Annotated in this window: 18 protein-coding genes; 17 read left to right on the forward strand and 1 reads right to left on the reverse strand. The window is 65.0% G+C overall.

The window, feature by feature from the left end; genetic code table 11:
• Nucleotides 1-5: 5 nt before the first annotated feature.
• The 17 genes from KAJ83_RS00805 to KAJ83_RS00885 all read left to right on the forward strand — a co-directional run bounded on the left by KAJ83_RS00805 (nucleotide 6) and on the right by KAJ83_RS00885 (nucleotide 17,128).
• Nucleotides 6-1,541 (forward strand): NADH-quinone oxidoreductase subunit M, encoded by a 1,536-nt coding sequence (locus KAJ83_RS00805; RefSeq protein WP_210680115.1) that lies wholly within the window; start codon nucleotides 6-8, stop codon nucleotides 1,539-1,541.
• Between the two features lie 30 nt (nucleotides 1,542-1,571).
• Complete coding sequence (gene nuoN / locus KAJ83_RS00810; RefSeq protein ID WP_210680116.1) at nucleotides 1,572-3,023, forward strand: NADH-quinone oxidoreductase subunit NuoN; 1,452 nt, start codon at nucleotides 1,572-1,574, stop codon at nucleotides 3,021-3,023.
• Nucleotides 3,024-3,039: 16 nt separating this feature from the next.
• Nucleotides 3,040-3,795, forward strand: a complete 756-nt coding sequence (locus KAJ83_RS00815) for a biotin--[acetyl-CoA-carboxylase] ligase (protein ID WP_210680117.1) — start codon at nucleotides 3,040-3,042, stop codon at nucleotides 3,793-3,795.
• Between the two features lie 61 nt (nucleotides 3,796-3,856).
• Nucleotides 3,857-4,627, forward strand: a complete 771-nt coding sequence (locus tag KAJ83_RS00820) for a type III pantothenate kinase (RefSeq protein WP_210680118.1) — start codon at nucleotides 3,857-3,859, stop codon at nucleotides 4,625-4,627.
• Nucleotides 4,628-4,670: 43 nt separating this feature from the next.
• The gene (locus KAJ83_RS00825) at nucleotides 4,671-6,341 is read left to right on the forward strand and encodes a ribonuclease J (RefSeq protein WP_210680119.1); all 1,671 of its coding nucleotides are present in this window, start codon (nucleotides 4,671-4,673) and stop codon (nucleotides 6,339-6,341) included.
• A 48-nt stretch (nucleotides 6,342-6,389) separates the two neighbouring features.
• Nucleotides 6,390-6,794, forward strand: coding sequence for a methylmalonyl-CoA epimerase (gene mce, locus KAJ83_RS00830; RefSeq protein WP_210680120.1), 405 nt, complete (start codon nucleotides 6,390-6,392; stop codon nucleotides 6,792-6,794).
• Between the two features lie 20 nt (nucleotides 6,795-6,814).
• Nucleotides 6,815-7,057 carry a DUF1467 family protein gene (locus tag KAJ83_RS00835; RefSeq protein ID WP_210680121.1) on the forward strand — a complete coding sequence of 81 codons (243 nt, stop codon included), beginning with the start codon at nucleotides 6,815-6,817 and terminating at the stop codon, nucleotides 7,055-7,057.
• 14 nt (nucleotides 7,058-7,071) lie between these two features.
• Nucleotides 7,072-7,626 carry a DNA-3-methyladenine glycosylase I gene (locus KAJ83_RS00840; RefSeq protein ID WP_210680122.1) on the forward strand — a complete coding sequence of 185 codons (555 nt, stop codon included), beginning with the start codon at nucleotides 7,072-7,074 and terminating at the stop codon, nucleotides 7,624-7,626.
• A 40-nt stretch (nucleotides 7,627-7,666) separates the two neighbouring features.
• Entirely contained in the window at nucleotides 7,667-8,473 is an 807-nt protein-coding gene (ppk2, locus tag KAJ83_RS00845; protein WP_210680123.1) for a polyphosphate kinase 2, read from the forward strand.
• Nucleotides 8,474-8,859: 386 nt separating this feature from the next.
• Nucleotides 8,860-10,479: an ABC transporter ATP-binding protein gene (locus tag KAJ83_RS00850; protein ID WP_210680124.1), complete on the forward strand. Its 1,620-nt coding sequence runs from the start codon at nucleotides 8,860-8,862 to the stop codon at nucleotides 10,477-10,479.
• Nucleotides 10,469-11,611, forward strand: a complete 1,143-nt coding sequence (locus KAJ83_RS00855) for an ABC transporter permease (protein ID WP_246484127.1) — start codon at nucleotides 10,469-10,471, stop codon at nucleotides 11,609-11,611. Before KAJ83_RS00850 ends, KAJ83_RS00855 begins: the two co-directional genes overlap by 11 nt.
• Entirely contained in the window at nucleotides 11,593-12,513 is a 921-nt protein-coding gene (locus KAJ83_RS00860; RefSeq protein ID WP_210680125.1) for an ABC transporter permease, read from the forward strand. Before KAJ83_RS00855 ends, KAJ83_RS00860 begins: the two co-directional genes overlap by 19 nt.
• Before the next feature lie 107 nt (nucleotides 12,514-12,620).
• On the forward strand, nucleotides 12,621-13,715 hold the full coding sequence (locus KAJ83_RS00865; RefSeq protein WP_210680126.1) for a BMP family ABC transporter substrate-binding protein: 1,095 nt from the start codon (nucleotides 12,621-12,623) through the stop codon (nucleotides 13,713-13,715).
• A 183-nt stretch (nucleotides 13,716-13,898) separates the two neighbouring features.
• Entirely contained in the window at nucleotides 13,899-14,426 is a 528-nt protein-coding gene (locus KAJ83_RS00870) for a P-loop NTPase family protein (protein WP_210680127.1), read from the forward strand.
• A 142-nt stretch (nucleotides 14,427-14,568) separates the two neighbouring features.
• Nucleotides 14,569-15,090 carry a hypothetical protein gene (locus KAJ83_RS00875; protein ID WP_210680128.1) on the forward strand — a complete coding sequence of 174 codons (522 nt, stop codon included), beginning with the start codon at nucleotides 14,569-14,571 and terminating at the stop codon, nucleotides 15,088-15,090.
• A 102-nt stretch (nucleotides 15,091-15,192) separates the two neighbouring features.
• The gene (locus KAJ83_RS00880; RefSeq protein ID WP_210680129.1) at nucleotides 15,193-16,440 is read left to right on the forward strand and encodes a lipoprotein-releasing ABC transporter permease subunit; all 1,248 of its coding nucleotides are present in this window, start codon (nucleotides 15,193-15,195) and stop codon (nucleotides 16,438-16,440) included.
• Nucleotides 16,433-17,128 carry an ABC transporter ATP-binding protein gene (locus tag KAJ83_RS00885; RefSeq protein WP_379786859.1) on the forward strand — a complete coding sequence of 232 codons (696 nt, stop codon included), beginning with the start codon at nucleotides 16,433-16,435 and terminating at the stop codon, nucleotides 17,126-17,128. Before KAJ83_RS00880 ends, KAJ83_RS00885 begins: the two co-directional genes overlap by 8 nt.
• Before the next feature lie 146 nt (nucleotides 17,129-17,274).
• On the opposite strand, the gene KAJ83_RS00890 is transcribed toward KAJ83_RS00885, so the two are convergent.
• Complete coding sequence (locus tag KAJ83_RS00890) at nucleotides 17,275-18,150, reverse strand: glycine betaine ABC transporter substrate-binding protein (RefSeq protein WP_210680130.1); 876 nt, start codon at nucleotides 18,148-18,150, stop codon at nucleotides 17,275-17,277.
• Nucleotides 18,151-18,254 lie beyond the last annotated feature (104 nt).

The raw sequence follows: 18,254 nt of genomic DNA on the forward strand, positions 1-18,254 counted from the left end.
TTCCGATGAGTGAACTTGATTGGCCGATCCTGTCGCTGGTGACCTTCGTGCCGTTGATCGGCGCGCTCGGCATCCTGTTGATCCGCGGCGAGGAGGCGGAGGTGGCCCGCAACGCGCGCTACACCGCCTTGTGGACGTCGCTGGTCGCCTTCGTGGTGTCGCTGTTCCTGGTGATCAACTTCGATTACGGCACGGCCGACTTCCAATTCGTCGAGCGGGCGGAGTGGCTGCCGAGCTTCGGCATCGCCTATCACATGGGCGTGGACGGGATTTCCGTCTGGTTCGTGCTGCTCTCGACCCTGCTGACGCCGATCTGCATCCTGGCCAGTTGGGAGGCCATCACCAAGCGCGTGCGCGAGTACATGGTCGCCTTCCTGGCGCTGGAGACCATGATGGTCGGCATGTTCTGCGCGCTCGACCTGCTGGTCTTCTATATCTTCTTCGAGGCCGTGCTGATCCCGATGTTCATCATCATCGGCGTCTGGGGCGGTCCGCGCCGGATCTACGCGGCCTTCAAGTTCTTCCTCTACACGCTGCTCGGCTCGATCCTGATGCTGCTGGCGGTGCTGGCGATGTACTTCCATGCCGGCACGACGGACATTCCGACGCTGATGCAGGAAGGCTTCCCGCGCGAGATGCAGCTTTGGATGTGGTTGGCCTTCTTCGCCTCCTTCGCGGTCAAGGTGCCGATGTGGCCGGTCCACACCTGGCTTCCGGACGCGCATGTGGAAGCGCCGACGGCCGGCTCCGTCATCCTGGCGGGCGTGCTGCTGAAGATGGGCGGCTACGGCTTCCTGCGCTTCTCGCTGCCGATGATGCCGCTGGCCTCCGAGGTCTATGCGCCGTTGGTCTTCACCCTCTCCTGCATCGCGGTCGTCTATACCTCGCTGGTGGCGCTGGTGCAGACGGACATGAAGAAGCTGATCGCCTATAGCTCGATCGCCCATATGGGTTTCGTGACCGCGGCGATCTTCTCGGTGAACGAGCAGGCGGTGGCCGGCTCCGTCATCCAGATGCTGAGCCACGGTCTGGTCTCCGGCGCGCTCTTCCTGTGCGTCGGTGTGGTCTATGACCGGCTGCACACAAGGGATATCGACCGCTATGGCGGGCTCGCCACCAACATGCCGCGCTATGCCGTGGTGTTCATGCTGTTCACCATGGCGTCGGTCGGCCTGCCCGGGACCAGCGGTTTCGTGGGCGAGTTCCTGATCCTGGTCGGCGCGTTCCAGGAGTCGAGCTGGCTGGCGGCCTTCCTGGCGACGGGCATGATCCTGGGCGCGGCCTATATGCTCTATCTCTATCGGCGGGTGATCTTCGGCGCGCTGACGAAGGACGAGCTCAAGAAGATGCTCGACCTCAGCCCGCGCGAGGTGGCGATCTTCGCGCCGCTCGTCCTGCTGGTGCTGTGGATGGGGATCTATCCGGCCACCTTCCTCGATCCGATCGAGGTTTCGGTGTCCGCCCTGGTCGAAAATTATCAGGCCGCGCTCGCGGCCGCTGAGAGCGGGCTGGCGAATGCCGCCCCCGTGATCGCGCAGTAAATCCGGCGCGGCTCGGAAGGTGAGAGAGCGATGATGAGCGAATTGCCGATCATGGGGCCGGCCCTGCCGGAAATCTTCCTGGCCATCGCGGTCATGGGGCTGATGATGGTCGGTGTCTTCGTGAAGCCCGACCGTGCGCTGCCGCTGGTCTCCGCGCTGGCCATCGCGGTCCTGCTGGTGGCGGGGGCGTTGATCGCGGCGGGGGGCGGCGGCTATCAGCTTGCCTTCGGCGATCTCTTCGTGGTCGATCGGTTCGCGGTCTTCATGAAGTTGCTGGTGATCGCCGGGTCGGTCCTGGCCATCATCATGTCCGAGGGTTTCATCCGGCGCGAGGGGATGGACCGGTTCGAATATCCGGTGCTGATTTGCCTCGCGACCCTGGGCATGCTGATGATGGTCTCGGCCAACGACCTCATCGCGCTCTATATCGGTCTCGAACTGCAGAGCCTCTCGCTCTACGTCACGGCCTCGCTCCAGCGCGACCGGCTGCGTTCGACGGAGGCGGGGCTCAAATACTTCGTCCTCGGCGCGCTCAGCTCGGGCATGCTGCTCTATGGCGCCTCGCTGATCTACGGCTTCGGCGGCACGACTGAATTCGGCGCGCTTGCCGCCCATTTCGGGGAACTCGAATCGGTTCCGGTCGGCGTCATCACCGGGATCGTCTTCCTGGTGGCGGGGCTCGCCTTCAAGGTCTCGGCCGTGCCGTTCCATATGTGGACGCCGGACGTCTATGAGGGCGCGCCGACGCCGGTCACGGCCTTCTTCGCGGTCGCCCCGAAGATCGCGGCCATGGCGCTTCTGCTGCGCGTCATGATGGGGCCGTTCGGCGGCATGGTGGGCGAATGGTTCCAGATCATCTGGTTCGTCTCCGCCGCCTCGATGGTGCTCGGCGCCTTCGCGGCGATCCCGCAGACCAATATCAAGCGTCTGATGGCCTATTCCTCCATCGGCCATGTCGGCTATGCGCTGATCGGCCTCGCCGCCGGCACGGAGGAAGGGGTGACGGGCATCCTGATCTACATGGCGATCTATCTCGTCATGAATGTCGGTACCTTCGCCTGCATCCTGTCGATGAAGGTGAAGGGCCGGATGGTCGAGCAGATCTCGGACCTCGCGGGGCTCGCCAAGACCAAGCCGGCCATGGCGGCCGCGCTCCTGATCTTCATGTTCTCTATGGCTGGTATTCCGCCGATGGCCGGCTTCTTCGGGAAGCTCTACGTCTTCCGGGCGGCGATCAACGCGGAGCTTTACACGCTCGCCGTGATCGGCGCGCTGGCCAGTGTCGTATCCGCCTTCTATTACCTGCGCATCGTCAAGGTGATGTATTTCGACGAGCCGGCGGAGGCCTTCGACCCGGTCGAGACGCGGGGGCTGAAGGCCATCATCGGCGTGGCGGGTGTCATCGTGCTGGCCTTCATCTTCTATCCCTCGCTGCTGGCCGACAACGCGGCGGTGGCGGCGGTGTCGTTGCTGCAAGGTTAAGCCGGCAATCCATGACATGGTGATCAACGCCCCGGACGGCTTCGATTGTCGCTATGTGGAGGTTATCGGCTCCACCAATGATGCCCTGAAGGCGGAAGCGGAGGCCGGCGCGCCAGACGGTACCGTGATCGCGGCGGGCCAACAGACGGCGGGGCGGGGCCGTTACGGCCGGACCTGGGACTCGCCGTCCGGTAATCTCTATGTCAGCGTATTGCTGCGCGATGTCGGTCCGGTCGCCCGCGCGGCGCAGATGAGTTTCGTGGCCGCCGTCGCGCTTGGCAACGCGATAGCGGCGTTGACCCCCGATGATCTGGCCGTGCGGTTCAAATGGCCGAACGATATCCTGGCGAACGATGCCAAGGTCGCGGGGATCCTGTTGGAAAGCGGCGGTGCCCCGGAAGCCCCCTGGCTGGTCATCGGAACCGGCATCAATCTATGCCATCATCCGGAGGGGGCGGGGTTCCGGGCGACGAATCTCGCCGCGCTCGGCGCGACGGTGACGGGCCCGGAACTGGTCCATGCCTATCTGGAGGCGCTATCGGAATGGCGGCAGCGCTGGCGGGCCCATGGTTTCGCGCCGGTGCGGGCCGGATGGTTGGCGGCGGCGGCCAATCGCGGCGGTCCGGTGACGCTGAAACTGGCGGACAAGCCGCCGCGCGAGGGCCGGTTCGTCGATCTGGACGAGGAGGGAGCGCTGCTGTTCCAGCCCAGCGGCACGGGCGGGATGGAACGCATCGCCGCCGGCGAGGTGCATTTCCCGCCACGCGCGTGACGCGCCCCATCGTCCGCGCGGACCTTAAGGGGTGCCTAACCAGAAGCGGAGACCACAGCGCATGTTGCTAGCCATCGATTCCGGCAACACCAATGTCGTATTCGGCGTATTCGACGGCGACCGTTTCGTGAAGGCTTTCCGATGCGCAAACGATCCGAAGCGCACGGCGGACGAATATATCGTCTGGTTGGACGCGTTGATGAAGCTGAACGGCCTCGACGCCTCCACGATCAGCGGCAGCATCATCGGGTCCGTCGTTCCGGAGACCGCCTTCAACCTGACGAGTCTCTGCCGGCGTTATTTCCCGGGCGAGCCGTTGGTGATCGGTGATCCCAAGGTGAAGCTCGGCAACGAAGCTCTTATCGAGTGGCCGGAGCAGGTTGGCGCCGACCGCCTGATCAATGCCTTCGAGGCGAACAGAACCTATGGCGGGCCGCTGATCGTGATCGATTTCGGCACGGCGACGACCTTCGATGTCGTCGATGCGGCGGGGAATTATTGCGGCGGCGCGATCGCGCCCGGCATCAATCTCTCCCTCGAAGCGCTCTACATGGCTTCCGCCAAGCTGCCGCTGGTCGAAATCGCGGCTCCGCCGACCTATATCGGTAAGGAGACGAAGACCGCGATGCAGTCCGGTATCTTCTGGGGCTATGTCTGCATGATCGAGGGCATGGTCGCGCGCCTCTCCGCGGAGTTCGACGCGCCCATGAAGGTGATCGCGACCGGCGGCCTTTCCGAGCTTTTCGCGGAGAAGACGGCGGTGATCGAGGAGACCGATCGCTCGCTCACCTTGCGGGGTCTCGCTGAAATCTATAAGCGCAACGCGCGTTAGGACGACGCGCGGCCACCATAATGAAGAGGGGAAATCCCTAGGAATGTCAGGTTACGCGACCACCGGCGCGCCCGGTGACGATGAGATGCTGTTCCTGCCGCTGGGCGGGGCCGGCGAGATCGGGATGAATCTCAATCTCTACGGCCATGCCGGCAAGTGGCTCATGGTCGATTGCGGCATTACCTTCGGCGACGACACGACGCCGGGAATCGACGTGATGATGCCGGACCCCGCCTTTATCGAGGAGCGGGTGGACGAACTGGCCGGCCTCGTGCTCACCCACGCGCACGAGGACCATCTGGGCGCCGTGCAGTATCTTTGGCGCCGGCTGGAGTGTCCGGTCTACGCGACCCCCTTCACGGCGGCCCTGTTGCGGCGCAAGCTGGTCGAGACCGATCTGCACAACACCGTGCCGATCCATGAGATTCCCCTGTCCGGCCGGTTCGAGGTCGGCCCGTTCGAGTTGGAATTGGTGACGTTGACCCATTCCATCCCCGAGCCGAACGCCGTCGTGGTTCGCACCAAGGCGGGCACGGTCATGCATACCGGCGACTGGAAGATCGATCCCGATCCGCTGGTTGGGCCGACGACGGACGAGGCGCGGCTGATCGAGATCGGGGAGCAGGGCGTGCTCGCCATGGTCTGCGACAGTACCAACGCGCTGGCGCCGGGGCGCAGCGGCTCCGAATCCGATGTGCGCGACAACATGATCGAATTGGTGAAGAGCCTCGAAGGCGGCGTCGCCATCGCCTGTTTCGCCTCCAATGTCGCGCGCATGGAGACGGCCGCCAAGGCCGCCATCGCGGCCGGCCGCCAGCCCGCCCTGGTCGGCCGATCCCTCTGGCGGATGAACGAGGCGGCGCGGGAGACCGGCTATCTCGCCGATCTTCCGCCGTTCCTGACGGACGAGGAGGCGGCGCGCCTGCCGAAGGAGAAGGTGCTCTTCATCTGTACCGGCAGCCAGGGAGAGCCCCGCGCGGCGCTCAGCCGCATCGCGCGCGACGACCATCCCTTCGTCGATCTGGGGGAGGGGGATACCGTTATCTTTTCCAGCCGCGAAATCCCGGGCAATGAGATGGCGATCGGCCGCCTTCAGAACGATCTGGCGCAGAAGCGGGTCGAGATCATCACCGCCCGCGATGCGGATATCCATACCTCCGGCCATCCCAACAGGGACGAACTGGCGGACATGTATCGCTGGATTCGTCCAAGGATCGCGGTGCCCGTTCATGGCGAAACCCGGCATATGATGGCGCATGCGCGTCTCGCCCAGGAATGTCAGGTGCCGCACGGTATCTGCGGGCGCAACGGCACCATGGTCGCGTTGAAGGAAAGCGGGCCCGAGGTGGTGGACGAGGTCTATTCCGGGCGCCTGATGCTGGACGGCGACAGGCTGCTGCCGATGGGGCATGCCAGTCTGAAGCACCGTCGGAAGATGGCCTATCACGGGCACGCGGTGGTCACCGTCGCGCTCGACCGGAAGGGACGGCTCGTCGACGATGCGCAGATCACGGTTTCCGGACTGCTGGACGGGGAGGGGCCGGATATCGACGATCTGCTCGACACGGCGGAGGAGACGGTGGAACGTCTCGGCGCCGGCGCGCTCAAGGATGACGGCCAGGTCCGCGAGGCGGTGCGCCGCGCGGTGCGTAAGCGGCTGAAGGCGCTTTCCGGCAAGTATCCGCCGGTGGATGTGCATGTGATCCGGGTCTGAGCCGTCGGGTTGATCGGACGCGGCAGGAAGGAAGAGGACGACCGGGCGATGATCGGAAAGCTCAATCACGTGGCCATCGTGGTTCCGGATATCGAGGCCGGGACCGCCACCTATCGCGACACGCTGGGCGCGGCGGTTTCCGACCCCATCGACCTGCCGGATCACGGCGTGACCACCGTCTTCGTCACATTGCCGAATACCAAGATCGAATTACTGCACCCGCTGGGCGCGGAAAGCCCGATCGCCAAGTTCCTGGAAAAGAACCCGGGCGGCGGCATTCACCATGTCTGCTACGAGGTCGAGGATATCCTCGCCGCGCGCGATAAGCTGAAGGCCGACGGCATGCGTGTTCTCGGCGATGGCGAGCCCAGGACGGGCGCGCACGGCAAGCCCGTGCTGTTCCTTCACCCGAAGGATTTCCACGGTACGCTGGTCGAGTTGGAGCAGGTCTGAGCACGGCAGGAGGCCGATCCATGGGCATCGTCAGCGGTATCGTCGTTTTCCTCATCATTTGGTGGCTGGTTCTCTTCATGGTGCTGCCCTTCGGCGTGCGGCGGGAGGAGGCACCGGAGCCCGGTCACGATCCCGGCGCGCCCAAGCCATTGCGGATCGGCCGCAAGATGCTGATCACGACCGGGATCACCTGCGTGCTGTTCGCCGGCTATTGGGCCGTGGTGCATTTCGATCTGATTACCCTGCGCCCGCCGGGCTCCTGAGGAGGGGGCGAAGGATGGCTTGGTACTGCGACTACGCGATCGGCGATCCCGTCCATGGGGATTATCACGACCGGGAATATGGCTTCCCGGAGGAGGATGAGGCACGCCTGTTCGAGCGGCTGGTGCTTGAGATCAATCAGGCGGGCCTGAACTGGGGATTGATCCTCAAGAAACGGGGGCGCTTCCAGACGGCCTATGACGGCTTCGAGGTGGATCGCGTCGCCGCCTATGGCGAGGCGGAAGTCGCGCGTCTTCTGGCCGACCCGGGGATTATCCGCAATCGTCTTAAGGTCGCGGCGGCGATCCACAATGCCGGCGTGATCCAGGGGTTTCGGGAGAGCCACGGCGGGTTCGCCCCTTGGCTCGCGGCGCACCACCCCTTGACCAAGCCGCAATGGGTGAAACTCTTCAAGAAGACGTTCCGCTTCACCGGCGGCGAGATCACGGGCGAATTCCTGATGTCGATCGGCTATCTGCCCGGTACGCACCGCGCGGATTGCCCGGCCGCGAAGCGGATCGCGATGCTCGACCCGCCCTGGATGCGGGTTGGCGAATCCTTCTACGCTTGACCCCGGTCGCTCCGGTCCACTTGAAACGGGAAGGCTGCCCATGGCCCCCGCATCGCCACAGATCAAACCCCTCTCCGGCAAGCTCTATCACCGGGAGCTCAAGCGCCTTCAGGTCGAATTGGTCAAGCTCCAGCATTGGGTGCAGGGGCGGGGGCTGAAGCTCGTGGTGCTTTTCGAGGGGCGGGACGCCGCCGGCAAGGGCGGGGCCATCAAACGCGTATCGGAGCATCTCAACCCGCGAATCTGCCGAATCGCCGCCTTGGGCACCCCGACGGAGCGGGAGCGCACGCAATGGTATTTCCAGCGCTATGTCGCGGAACTACCGGCGGCCGGGGAGATCGTGCTGTTCGATCGCTCCTGGTACAATCGCGCGGGTGTCGAGCGGGTCATGGGCTTCTGCACCGAGGAGGAGTACCGCGAATTCCTGCGCGACTGTCCGGAGTTCGAGCGGATGTTGGTTCGTTCGGGCATCATCCTCGTCAAATACTGGTTTTCGGTCAGCGAGGCGGAGCAGGAGCGGCGCCTCCGGGCGCGGCTGGCCGATCCGGCCAAGCGCTGGAAATTGAGTAGGATCGATCTAGAGGCCCGCAAGCATTGGGACGATTATTCCGAGGCGAAGGATAGTATGTTCGCCCATACGGACATCCGGCAGGCACCTTGGTACGTGGTGGATGCGGAGGATAAGAAGCGCGCGAGGCTTAATTGTATCCGGCATCTCCTATCCCTGATCCCCTATGAGGATGAGATGCCGGCCCCCCTTAAGCTACCGCCGCGCCCCAAAGGTCGACGGCCGCTGGAGCGCCCCCCGATGACCGACCAGACGATGGTGCCGGATTTTTATGGATAGGGATCGACCAGCTTGCCGGTCGGACGTCGAAGCGGAAATGAAAATGAGCGGAGACCACGGTCTCCGCCCATCTAAACGTGCCTTTCAATCGGCCCGCACCGTAAGCGCGCTATAGAGCGCGCCGATATGTTCGCTAACCCCTGAAGGCCCTCCCTAAACTTGGGCCACCCGACGGCGGTTTGCGGTTCTTGCCGCCCGCATCTTTCTTATCGGTAAGAGAGTCATACTGGAATCTTTAGCCGTCGTCACCCATTTTTTGCACAAAAATTAGGCGCTGCACTGCAACATAAAAAAGCAAAAAATTGTGCGGTGCGAGATAGCTTGGGAATCCGGGGGTGGCTCGTGTATGACCAATACATGAAGGGGCAAGGGGGACGCTTCAGGGCATGTCCGCGAAACCGGGAATGAACGGATCGTCCGGCGCGCATCCACGCCTGATTCTGCGTGGGATCACCAAGCGTTATCCGGGCGTGCTCGCCAATGACCGGATCGACCTGACGCTCGGTGCCGGTGAGATTCACGCGCTGCTCGGCGAGAATGGCGCGGGAAAATCAACCCTGGTCCAGATCGTCTACGGTGTCGTCCGCGCTGATGCGGGTCGGATTCTGTGGAACGGCGCGGCGGTCACGGTGGACGGGCCGGCGGGTGCGCGGGCGCTCGGCATCGGCATGGTGTTCCAGCATTTCTCGCTGTTCGAGTCCCTGACCGTGGCGGAGAATGTCGCGCTGGGACTCGATCCGAAGAGCGAGGCCGGAGCCCGCGACATGGCGGCGTTGTCGGCGCGAATCGCGGAGGTTTCGGCGCGCTACGGCCTGACCCTCGACCCCGAGGCGCGGGTCTTCGACCTGTCCGTCGGGGAACGCCAGCGGGTCGAGATCGTGCGGTGCCTGCTGCAGGACCCGAGCCTGCTGATCATGGACGAGCCGACCTCCGTTCTTACTCCGCAGGAGGCCGACCAGCTTTTCGAGACGCTTCGGCGTCTCGCCGCCGAGGGGCGGACCATCCTCTATATCAGTCACAAGCTGGACGAAATCCGGCGGCTTTGCGATTCGGCGACGATTCTGCGCGGCGGGCGCGTGGTGGCCACATGCGACCCACGGACGGAAACCGCGCCGTCGCTGGCCCGGCTGATGATCGGCGAGGAGGTGCGGGCGACCCGGAAGGAAACGGCAGGGGCGAAGCCGCGCATGGATGAGCTTCTGCGGGTCGAGGGGTTGTCGATGAAGGCGACCAATCCGCTGGGAACGCCGCTTCATGACGTTCGTCTTCGTCTTCGGGAAGGGGAGATACTGGGTATCGCCGGCGTCGCGGGGAATGGGCAGAACACGCTTCTCGCCGCGCTCAGCGGGGAGTTGCCGGCGCCGCGCGCGGACGCCATCCGTTTCGAGGGGGTGTCTATCGGCTTGGAAGGCGCCCGCGCCCGGCGCGACCGGGGCATCAATTTCGTCCCAGAGGACCGGCTGGGGCATGGCGCGGTCGCGGATCTGTCGCTCGCCGACAATGCGTTGCTGTCCGGCTGGCGGCGCTGGTCGCTGGTGCGGCGTGGGCTCGTTTCCTTCGCGCGCAGCCGGGAGCGGGCGGAACAGGTCGTGGCGCGTTTCTCCGTCGCCGCGCCCGGCGCGCACGCGGCGGCGCGCAGCCTATCCGGCGGCAATCTCCAGAAATTCATCATCGGACGCGAGATCATGCAGCGGCCCCGGCTGCTGATCGCCGCCCATCCGACATGGGGCGTCGATGCAGGCGCGGCCGCGGCGATCCACAAGGCCTTGATCGAACTGGCCGCGTCCGGCGCCGGCGTGATCGTCGTCAGCCAGGATCTGGACGAGCTTTTCACGCTGGCCGATCGGGTCGCGGTGATCTGTGCCGGGCGGCTCTCCGCCAGCCGGCCGGCGCACGAGGTAACGGCGGAGGATGTCGGGTTGATGATGGGCGGCCTGTTCGACGCCGCCATCGCCAAGGGCGGCGGCGTGCCGAGCGAGACGGGGGATACGCGCGATGGCGGTTAGCGGTCTCCTCGGCCTTCGCCTCGAACGCCGCGCCAACGCGTCGCGTGCCATGCTGCTGGTCACGCCGCCGCTGGCGGTATTGCTGACGGTCCTTTCCGGGGCGGTGCTGTTCGCGGCACTGGGTTTCGATCCGGTGAAGGCGCTGATGTCCTATTTTGTGGCGCCGATTTCCACCCGCTACGGTATCGGCGAACTGGCGGTGAAGGCGACGCCGTTGGCGATGATCGGGATCGGCCTAGCGCTCGGCTTCCGGGGGAATGTCTGGAACATCGGGGCGGAGGGGCAGTTGACCCTGGGCGCGATCTGCGCCGGTGGTCTGGCGCTCGCTTTCCATGGGCAGGAGGGGCCGTGGCTTCTGCCGCTGATGATGCTGGCGGGGGCGGCGGGCGGCCTGGCCTATGGCGCCATACCGGCTTGGTTGCGCACGCGCTTCAACGCCAATGAGATCCTGACCAGCCTGATGCTGACCTATGTGGGGACGCTGCTTCTCAGCTATCTGGTCACGGGTCCGTGGAAGGACCCGGACGGCTTCAATTTTCCCGAATCGCGGCTGTTCAACGATGCGGCGCTGCTTCCCATCATCCTTGACGGAACACGGATGCATTTGGGCGCGCCGTTGGCGCTGCTGGCGGTCGTCGTGGGGTGGGTGATCGTCGCGCGAACGCTGATCGGATTTCAGATCAAGGTGGTGGGCCTAACACCGATCGCCGCGGGCTATGCCGGCTTTAGCCAGGCGCGCACGATCTGGTTCACGCTGCTGCTTTCCGGCGGGCTGGCGGGGCTCGCCGGCGCGATCGAGGTCGCGGGGCCGATCGGCCAGTTGCAGCCCAGCATATCGCCCGGCTACGGCTTCACCGCCATCATCGTCGCCTTTCTGGGCAGGTTACATCCGGTGGGTGTTCTGCTGGCGGCGCTGCTGATGGCGCTGAGCTATCTGGGCGGGGAGCACGCGCAGATCGAGCTCGGCTTGCCATTGGCGCTGACCGGGGTCTTCCAGGGGATGTTGCTGTTCTTCCTTCTGGCGAGCGATTTCCTGGTGCATTACCGCCTGCGGCGGGTCGCCCCCCCAGGCGTCCGCGCCGCGCGCGGCCGGGTAGGGGAGGCAAGGCGGCGATGGACATCCTTTCCATGATCCTTATGTCGGTCGTTGCCGCCGCGACACCCCTGCTTTTCGCGGGCCTGGGCGAGTTGGTGACGGAGAAGGCGGGTGTCCTCAATCTCGGCGTCGAGGGCATGATGCTGATGGGCGCGGTGATCGGCTTCGCGGTCACGGCGGTGACGGGGACGGCCTTTCTGGGGATTCCGGCGGCGGCGCTGGCGGGCGCGGCGATGGCGGGGCTGTTCGCGCTGCTGACTCTCAACCTGTTGGCCAATCAGGTGGCGACGGGTCTCGCGCTGACGCTTTTCGGTGTCGGGCTCAGTTCGCTGATCGGCCAGGATTTCGTCGGCACGCCGCTCGACCGGCTGCCCCAGCTCGACATTCCGGGCTTGAGCACGGTGCCGGTGATCGGCCCGGTGCTGTTCGGGCAGGATGCGCTCGTCTATCTATCGCTGCTGGCGGTCGGCGGGGTCGTCTGGTTCCTGGCGCGCACGCGCGCCGGGCTCGTCCTGAAGGCGGTGGGGGAGAATCCGGCCGCCGCTCACAGGCTCGGCCATTCGGTGCTGGGCGTGCGCTGGCTGGCGGTGCTGTTCGGCGGGGCGATGTCCGGGATCGGCGGGGCCTATCTGTCGCTCGCCTATACCCCGCTTTGGGCGGAGAATATGACGGCGGGACGTGGCTGGATCGCGCTGGCGCTGGTTGTTTTCGCGACCTGGCGGCCGGGGCGGGTATTGCTCGGCGCCTATCTCTTCGGCGGGGTGACGATCGCCCAGCTTCACGCCCAATCCGCCGGCATCGATATCCCCAGCCAGTTCATGTCGATGCTGCCCTATGTCGCGACCATCCTCGTCCTCGTGCTGATCAGCCGCGACGCGACGCGCATCCGCCTCAACGCGCCGGCTTCCATCGGCAAGGTGTTCCATCCGGGCGGGTGAGGGATTATGCTCGCCGGTCAGCGAATAGGACAAAGTTCGAGCGGGATGGAAACGGCTCGCGATCGATGACCCGATCGACCTCATTTCAGAACTCAGGAGCATCGCCCATGCGTATCAATCGTCGTCGTTTCACCCAGCTTTCCCTAGCCGCGGCGGCCACGCCCGCGGCCTTCGCGATCGGCGGCAAGGCCCGCGCGGCAGACCCGCTGAAGATCGGTTTCGTCTATGTCGGCCCGATCGGCGATCATGGCTGGACCTACCAGCACGATCAGGGCCGCCTCGCGGTCGAGGAGGAATTCGGCGATCAGGTCGAGACCAGCTTCGTCGAGAATGTCTCGGAGGGCGCGGACGCGGAACGCGTCATCAACCAGCTCGCGACCACGGGACACGGGCTGATCTTCACCACCTCCTTCGGTTTCATGAATCCGACCCTGAAGGTGGCCAAGCGCCATCCCGACGTGCGGTTCGAGCATGCGACCGGCTATAAGCGCGCCGACAATCTGGCGACCTATGCCGCGCGCTTCTATGAGGGGCGCACCGTCAGCGGCATCCTGGCGGCGCATGTGACGAAAACGAACACGATCGGCTATATCGCCTCCTTCCCGATTCCGGAGGTGGTGCGCGGCATCGGCGCCTTCACCGTCGCCGCCCGGCGTATCAATCCGGACCTTCAGGTGAAGGTGGTCTGGGTCAATAGCTGGTACGACCCGGGCAAGGAGGCCGATGCGGCCAAGGCGCTGATCGATCAGGGCGCCGACGTGTTGTTGCAACATACCGATTCGCCGGCCCCGGTGCAGGTCGCGGAGGAACGCGGCGTCAAATGCGTCGGCCAAGCCTCCGACATGTCCCGCTTCGGGCCGACGGCGCATATGACCGCCGTGGTCGACGATTGGGCGCCTTATTACAAGGAGCGGGTGAAGCTCGCCCTCGACGGCGGTTGGTCCGCGACCGACACTTGGGGTGGCTTGGCGAGCGGGATGGTGAAGCTTTCCCCCTTCAACGGGAATCTGCCGGCGGAAGCGATTTCCGATGCGGAGGCGGCCATCGCCGCGATCGAGAGCGGCGAGCGCCATGCCTTCGACGGTCCGGTCCGCGATCAGTCCGGTACGGTACGCGTGCCGGAGGGCGAGCATCTCTCCGACGAGGGGTTGCTCGGCATGGATTGGTATGTCGAGGGAGTTCAGGGCAAGCTTCCGGGCTGATGCCCCGGAAGTCTGCCCCGGAAGCCCGGATCTCGGTGGACGTCGGCGGTGTCGTATTTGCGGCCCGCCGACCTCCCCTGATAAGACCGAATGGGCCCGGCCCGGATGACCGGCCCGAAGCGGTATTAAGGTGTTGTCAATGAATCGGCGCCGATACTTCCTGTCATTGGGGCGGAGGCAAGGATGCGTCGGGTTGTTGTGATCGGCAATGCGGGTGGGGGTAAAACGACGCTGTCCAAGCGGATGGCCGTCGATCTCGGTGTCGCCTATCATGCGATCGATCATATCCAATGGCTGCCCGGTTGGATATTCAACGAGGATTTCGACGTCCTGCATGATGCGTGGCTGCAGGAACCGGGCTGGGTGATCGACGGAATCGGCCCGTGGGAAGCCGTGGAACGTCGGTTGGAATATGCCGACACGGTCCTTTGGGTCGATCTGCCTCTTTCCACCCATCTCTGGTGGGCGACAAAGCGCCTGCTGAAAAATCTGTTCGGACCGGATTCGGACGTGCCCGGCGGATGTTCCCTGATCGGTTCGGCCATCCCTTTCTATCGCATGATCCTGGATATCCATAAGACGCACCGCGCGGCCATGGCGTTGGTGATCGAAACCGCGCGCGATCATGGCAAGGTCGTGCATATCCTGCGCACGCCGGCCCAGATCGCGCGTTTTCGCGCGGGCGCCTGGAAATTCGCGGAGGCCGCCTGACGGTTTATCCGGCTTGGGGGGCGGGCATTGCAGTGGCCCGACCTTCGCTGTGGCCCAACCTTTGCTGTTGCCAACCTTTGGGGGTGCCAACCTTTGGGGGTGCCAACTTTTGGGGGTGCCAACCTTTGGAGTGGATAGGCCCATGGCGACGACCCGACTGTTGACGATCGGAATCGCGTTGCTTCTGTCAGGTGCCGGCGCGCCGGCCTTGGCCCAGGAGGCGGCGAATCCCTTCACCAATGACGGCGCGATCTCGACCGGGGAACCGCCGCGTGCCCGCCTCAAGCCGGAGGCCGTGCGTATCGTCGTCAGCGCGGCGGATTGCCGGCGCCTTATTCCGCACGAACCGTCCCCCGATGTTACCTATCAGCCCGGCGTCGATGCGCATGGCGATCCGGTCGCCCCGGCCGACTTGCCGGGGAGCACGGTGCTCGCCGACCGGTTGCGGGAGACGGAGATCGCGTTCGATCTGACGCTAAACCCGCTGCTGTTCGCTGGAAATCAACGGTTGGCGGAGGATTTCGACGAAGCCGTGGTGGATTTCGGCCGGGTCCGTTTCGATCGGAGGACGGGGGCTCTTACCCTGGATGGCGAGACGCTGCGCGACCCGGCGACGGCCGCGATCGCCGACGCGTGCCGGGCGCGTCTCTCCGATACGGAGTAGGTCGCCGTGGCTTGCGGCGGACGGTGCCAATCCCTACAGTCCGCCGGCCGGCGGCGGGCCCGCGCCGGATCCGAAACCGCCAGAGGAGCCGCGCCAGACGCCATGTTCGGATCCTTCGAGCGCTTTGTCGCCTTCCGCTACCTCCGCGCCAAGCGGCAGGAGGGATTCATCTCCGTCGTCGCCTGGTTCTCGCTGCTCGGCATCATGCTTGGGGTCGCGACCCTGATTATCGTGATGGCGGTGATGAACGGCTTCCGCCACGATTTGCTGGACCGCGTGATCGGCCTGAACGGCCATATCACGGTCGAGGCCCAGGACGGCTCCATCGAACCTTATGAGGACATCACCCGGCAATTGACCGGCCTGCGCGGCGTGGAACAGGTAACGCCGCTGGTCGAGGGGCAGGTCATGGCCACCGCCGAGAACCAGGCGGCTGGCGGCGCGCTCGTCCGTGGCATCCATGCGGCCGATTTCGCCGCCCGCGACATCCTTCGCGAGGCGCTGACGCGCGGCGACCTTGAGGGGTTCGACGACGGACTCGGCATCATTATCGGCATCCGCATGGCGAACCGCCTGCGTGTCGGTGTCGGGGACAAGGTGACGTTGATCGCGCCCAAGGGGTCCGTCACCGCCTTCGGCACGGTTCCGCGCGTCAAGGCCTTCGACGTGAAGGCGATCTTCTCCGTCGGCATGTATGAATATGACAATTCCTTCGTCTATATGCCGTTCCAGGTGGCGCAGCGCTATTTCAACAGCGACGGCGCGGCGACCGATATCGAGATCATGATCGACGATGCGGAAGCCGCGGAAAGCCAAGCCTACGAGATCAACCGGCTATTGGGGGGGGACTATCGCGTGCTCGGCTGGCAACGGGTCAATGCCAGTTTCTTCAATGCCTTGCAGGTCGAACGTAATGTCATGTTCCTGATCCTGACGCTGATCATCCTGGTCGCCGCCTTCAACGTGATTTCGAGCCAGATCATGTTGGTGAAGGACAAGGGGCGGGGGATCGCCATCCTGCGTACCATGGGGGCGAGCCGCGCGACGATCCTGCGCATCTTCTTCATTACAGGATCTTCCGTCGGCGTGATCGGGACGGCTTTGGGCGCGGCGCTGGGCATCGCCTTCGCGCTGAATATCGAGACCATCCGGCAATGGATAGAGGGGCTGTCCGGCGCCAACCTCTTCGCGGCGGAGATCTATTTCCTGTCCAAGCTGCCGGCGCGGGTCGAGACGGGGGAAGTCATCTCCGTCGTCGTCATGGCCCTGACATTGAGCTTGCTGGCCTCGATCTATCCCGCATGGCGGGCGGCGCGGCTCGATCCGGTCGAGGTGCTGCGCTATGAGTGATATGAGTGAGGCGGTCCTCGAACTCCGCGCGGTGGAGCGGACCTATAAGACCGCCGCCGGTGGGCTGACCGTGCTGAACGGCGCGTCGCTGTCCGTCGGCCGGGGGGAGCTTGTCGGCCTCGTCGCGCCGTCGGGCGCGGGGAAATCGACGCTCCTCCATGTCGCGGGCTTGCTGGAGCGGCCTGATGGCGGCGATGTCGCCCTGGAAGGGCGCGGCTGCAACGCGCTAACCGACCGCCAGCGCACGCTGCTGCGGCGCGGGCGGGTCGGGTTCGTCTATCAGTTCCATCATCTGCTGCCCGAGTTCTCGGCGCTGGAAAATGTGGTCCTGCCGCAGATGATCGCTGGCGCGGGCAAGGGCGCGGCGAAGCGCAAGGCATCGGACCTGCTGAACCGCGTTGGCCTCGGCCCAAGGGCGAGCCACCGGCCGGCCCGTCTCTCGGGTGGGGAACAACAGCGCGTCGCGATCGCGCGGGCCGTCGTCAACCGCCCGGCCGTTCTTCTGGCGGACGAGCCGACCGGCAATCTCGACCCCACGACCAGCGAGACGGTCTTCGACCTGCTCGTCTCCCTCGTGCGGGAGGAGGGAATGGCCGCCCTGATCGCCACGCACAATCTGACGCTCGCACGGCGCATGGACCGCGTGCTGACCTTCCAGGACGGCCATATCGCGGCCTTCGAGGAATAGAATAGGGCCGAGGAATAGGGCGGCCGGGTCGGCGGCGCCATTCCTCCCAAAAGAAAAAGCCGCGGGGGGCGATGCGCCCCACGCGGCTTCTCGCGGCGTGCCTCGACGGCCGAGGGTATCGGCCGCCGAATGGCTTCGTCGAGCGATTACGAACTCGGCATATCGCCGGTCACCCAATAGTTCACGCGGGCTTCGTTGTCTTCGATGAAGTTATCGACTGCGGTCTGGTAACCGTTCTCGTTCGCGTCGTACATGGCGGCCTGAAGATCGTCGATCGGCAGGCTCATGCGCGACAGGAAGCCGGCGGCCTCCGGATTATCCTGGTAGAAGCCCTGGCGCGCGATGGCGTGCACGCGCTCCGGCCCGCCGAGCGTGCCCTTCGGATCCTCCAGATAGCGCAGATCATAGGCGCCGAACATCCAATGCGGGCTCCAGCCGGTGACGACGATCCACTCGTCACGGCTGATCGCGCGATCCAGCGCCGCCGTCATGGCCGCGCCCGAGGCGGAAACGAGGTTGTAGTCGAGCTCGTAATCCTCGTCGATCACCTTGTTCGACAGGCGCATCAGGCCGGCGCCCGGATCGATGCCCTGGATCTTGCCGTCCAGCTTCTCGCGGACCTCGTCGTTCTTCAGGTCCTCGATCGAGCTGAGCTGATCCTCCGGGATGTAGTTCGGCACGGCCCAGCCGAGCTTCGCGCCGGTATAGAGGATGCCGAGATTGACCACGTCGCCGCCGACCTTGTCCATGTAGTCGGCATGCGTCGCCGGCAGCCAGGACATCAGCATGGCGTCGATATCGCCGTTGGCCACGCCCTGATACTGCGGGGCGATATCGGTCTGGACCAGTTCGACTTCCTGATCCATGCGCTCTTCCATCACCGTCTTGGCGAGCTTGGTGACGAATTCGGCGTCGGACCAGGCGGTCCAGCCGATCGTGACATCCTGCGCGGCGGCCGCGCCGGTCATCATGGTGACGCCGGCGACGGCGCCGGTGAGGGTCTTCAGAACACGATGTTGCATCGCTTCAAAGGCTCCTTTCATCCGAGTCTTTGTCGAAGCGTGAAACGCGTCGGGCGGATGCCGGCGTTTCCCGCCGGTCTTGTTCGTCGTCGCCGCCGCGACGG

Origin of the sequence: Marivibrio halodurans, assembly GCF_017963645.1 — a bacterium.
GTDB classification, from domain to species: domain Bacteria; phylum Pseudomonadota; class Alphaproteobacteria; order UBA8366; family Aestuariispiraceae; genus Marivibrio; species Marivibrio halodurans.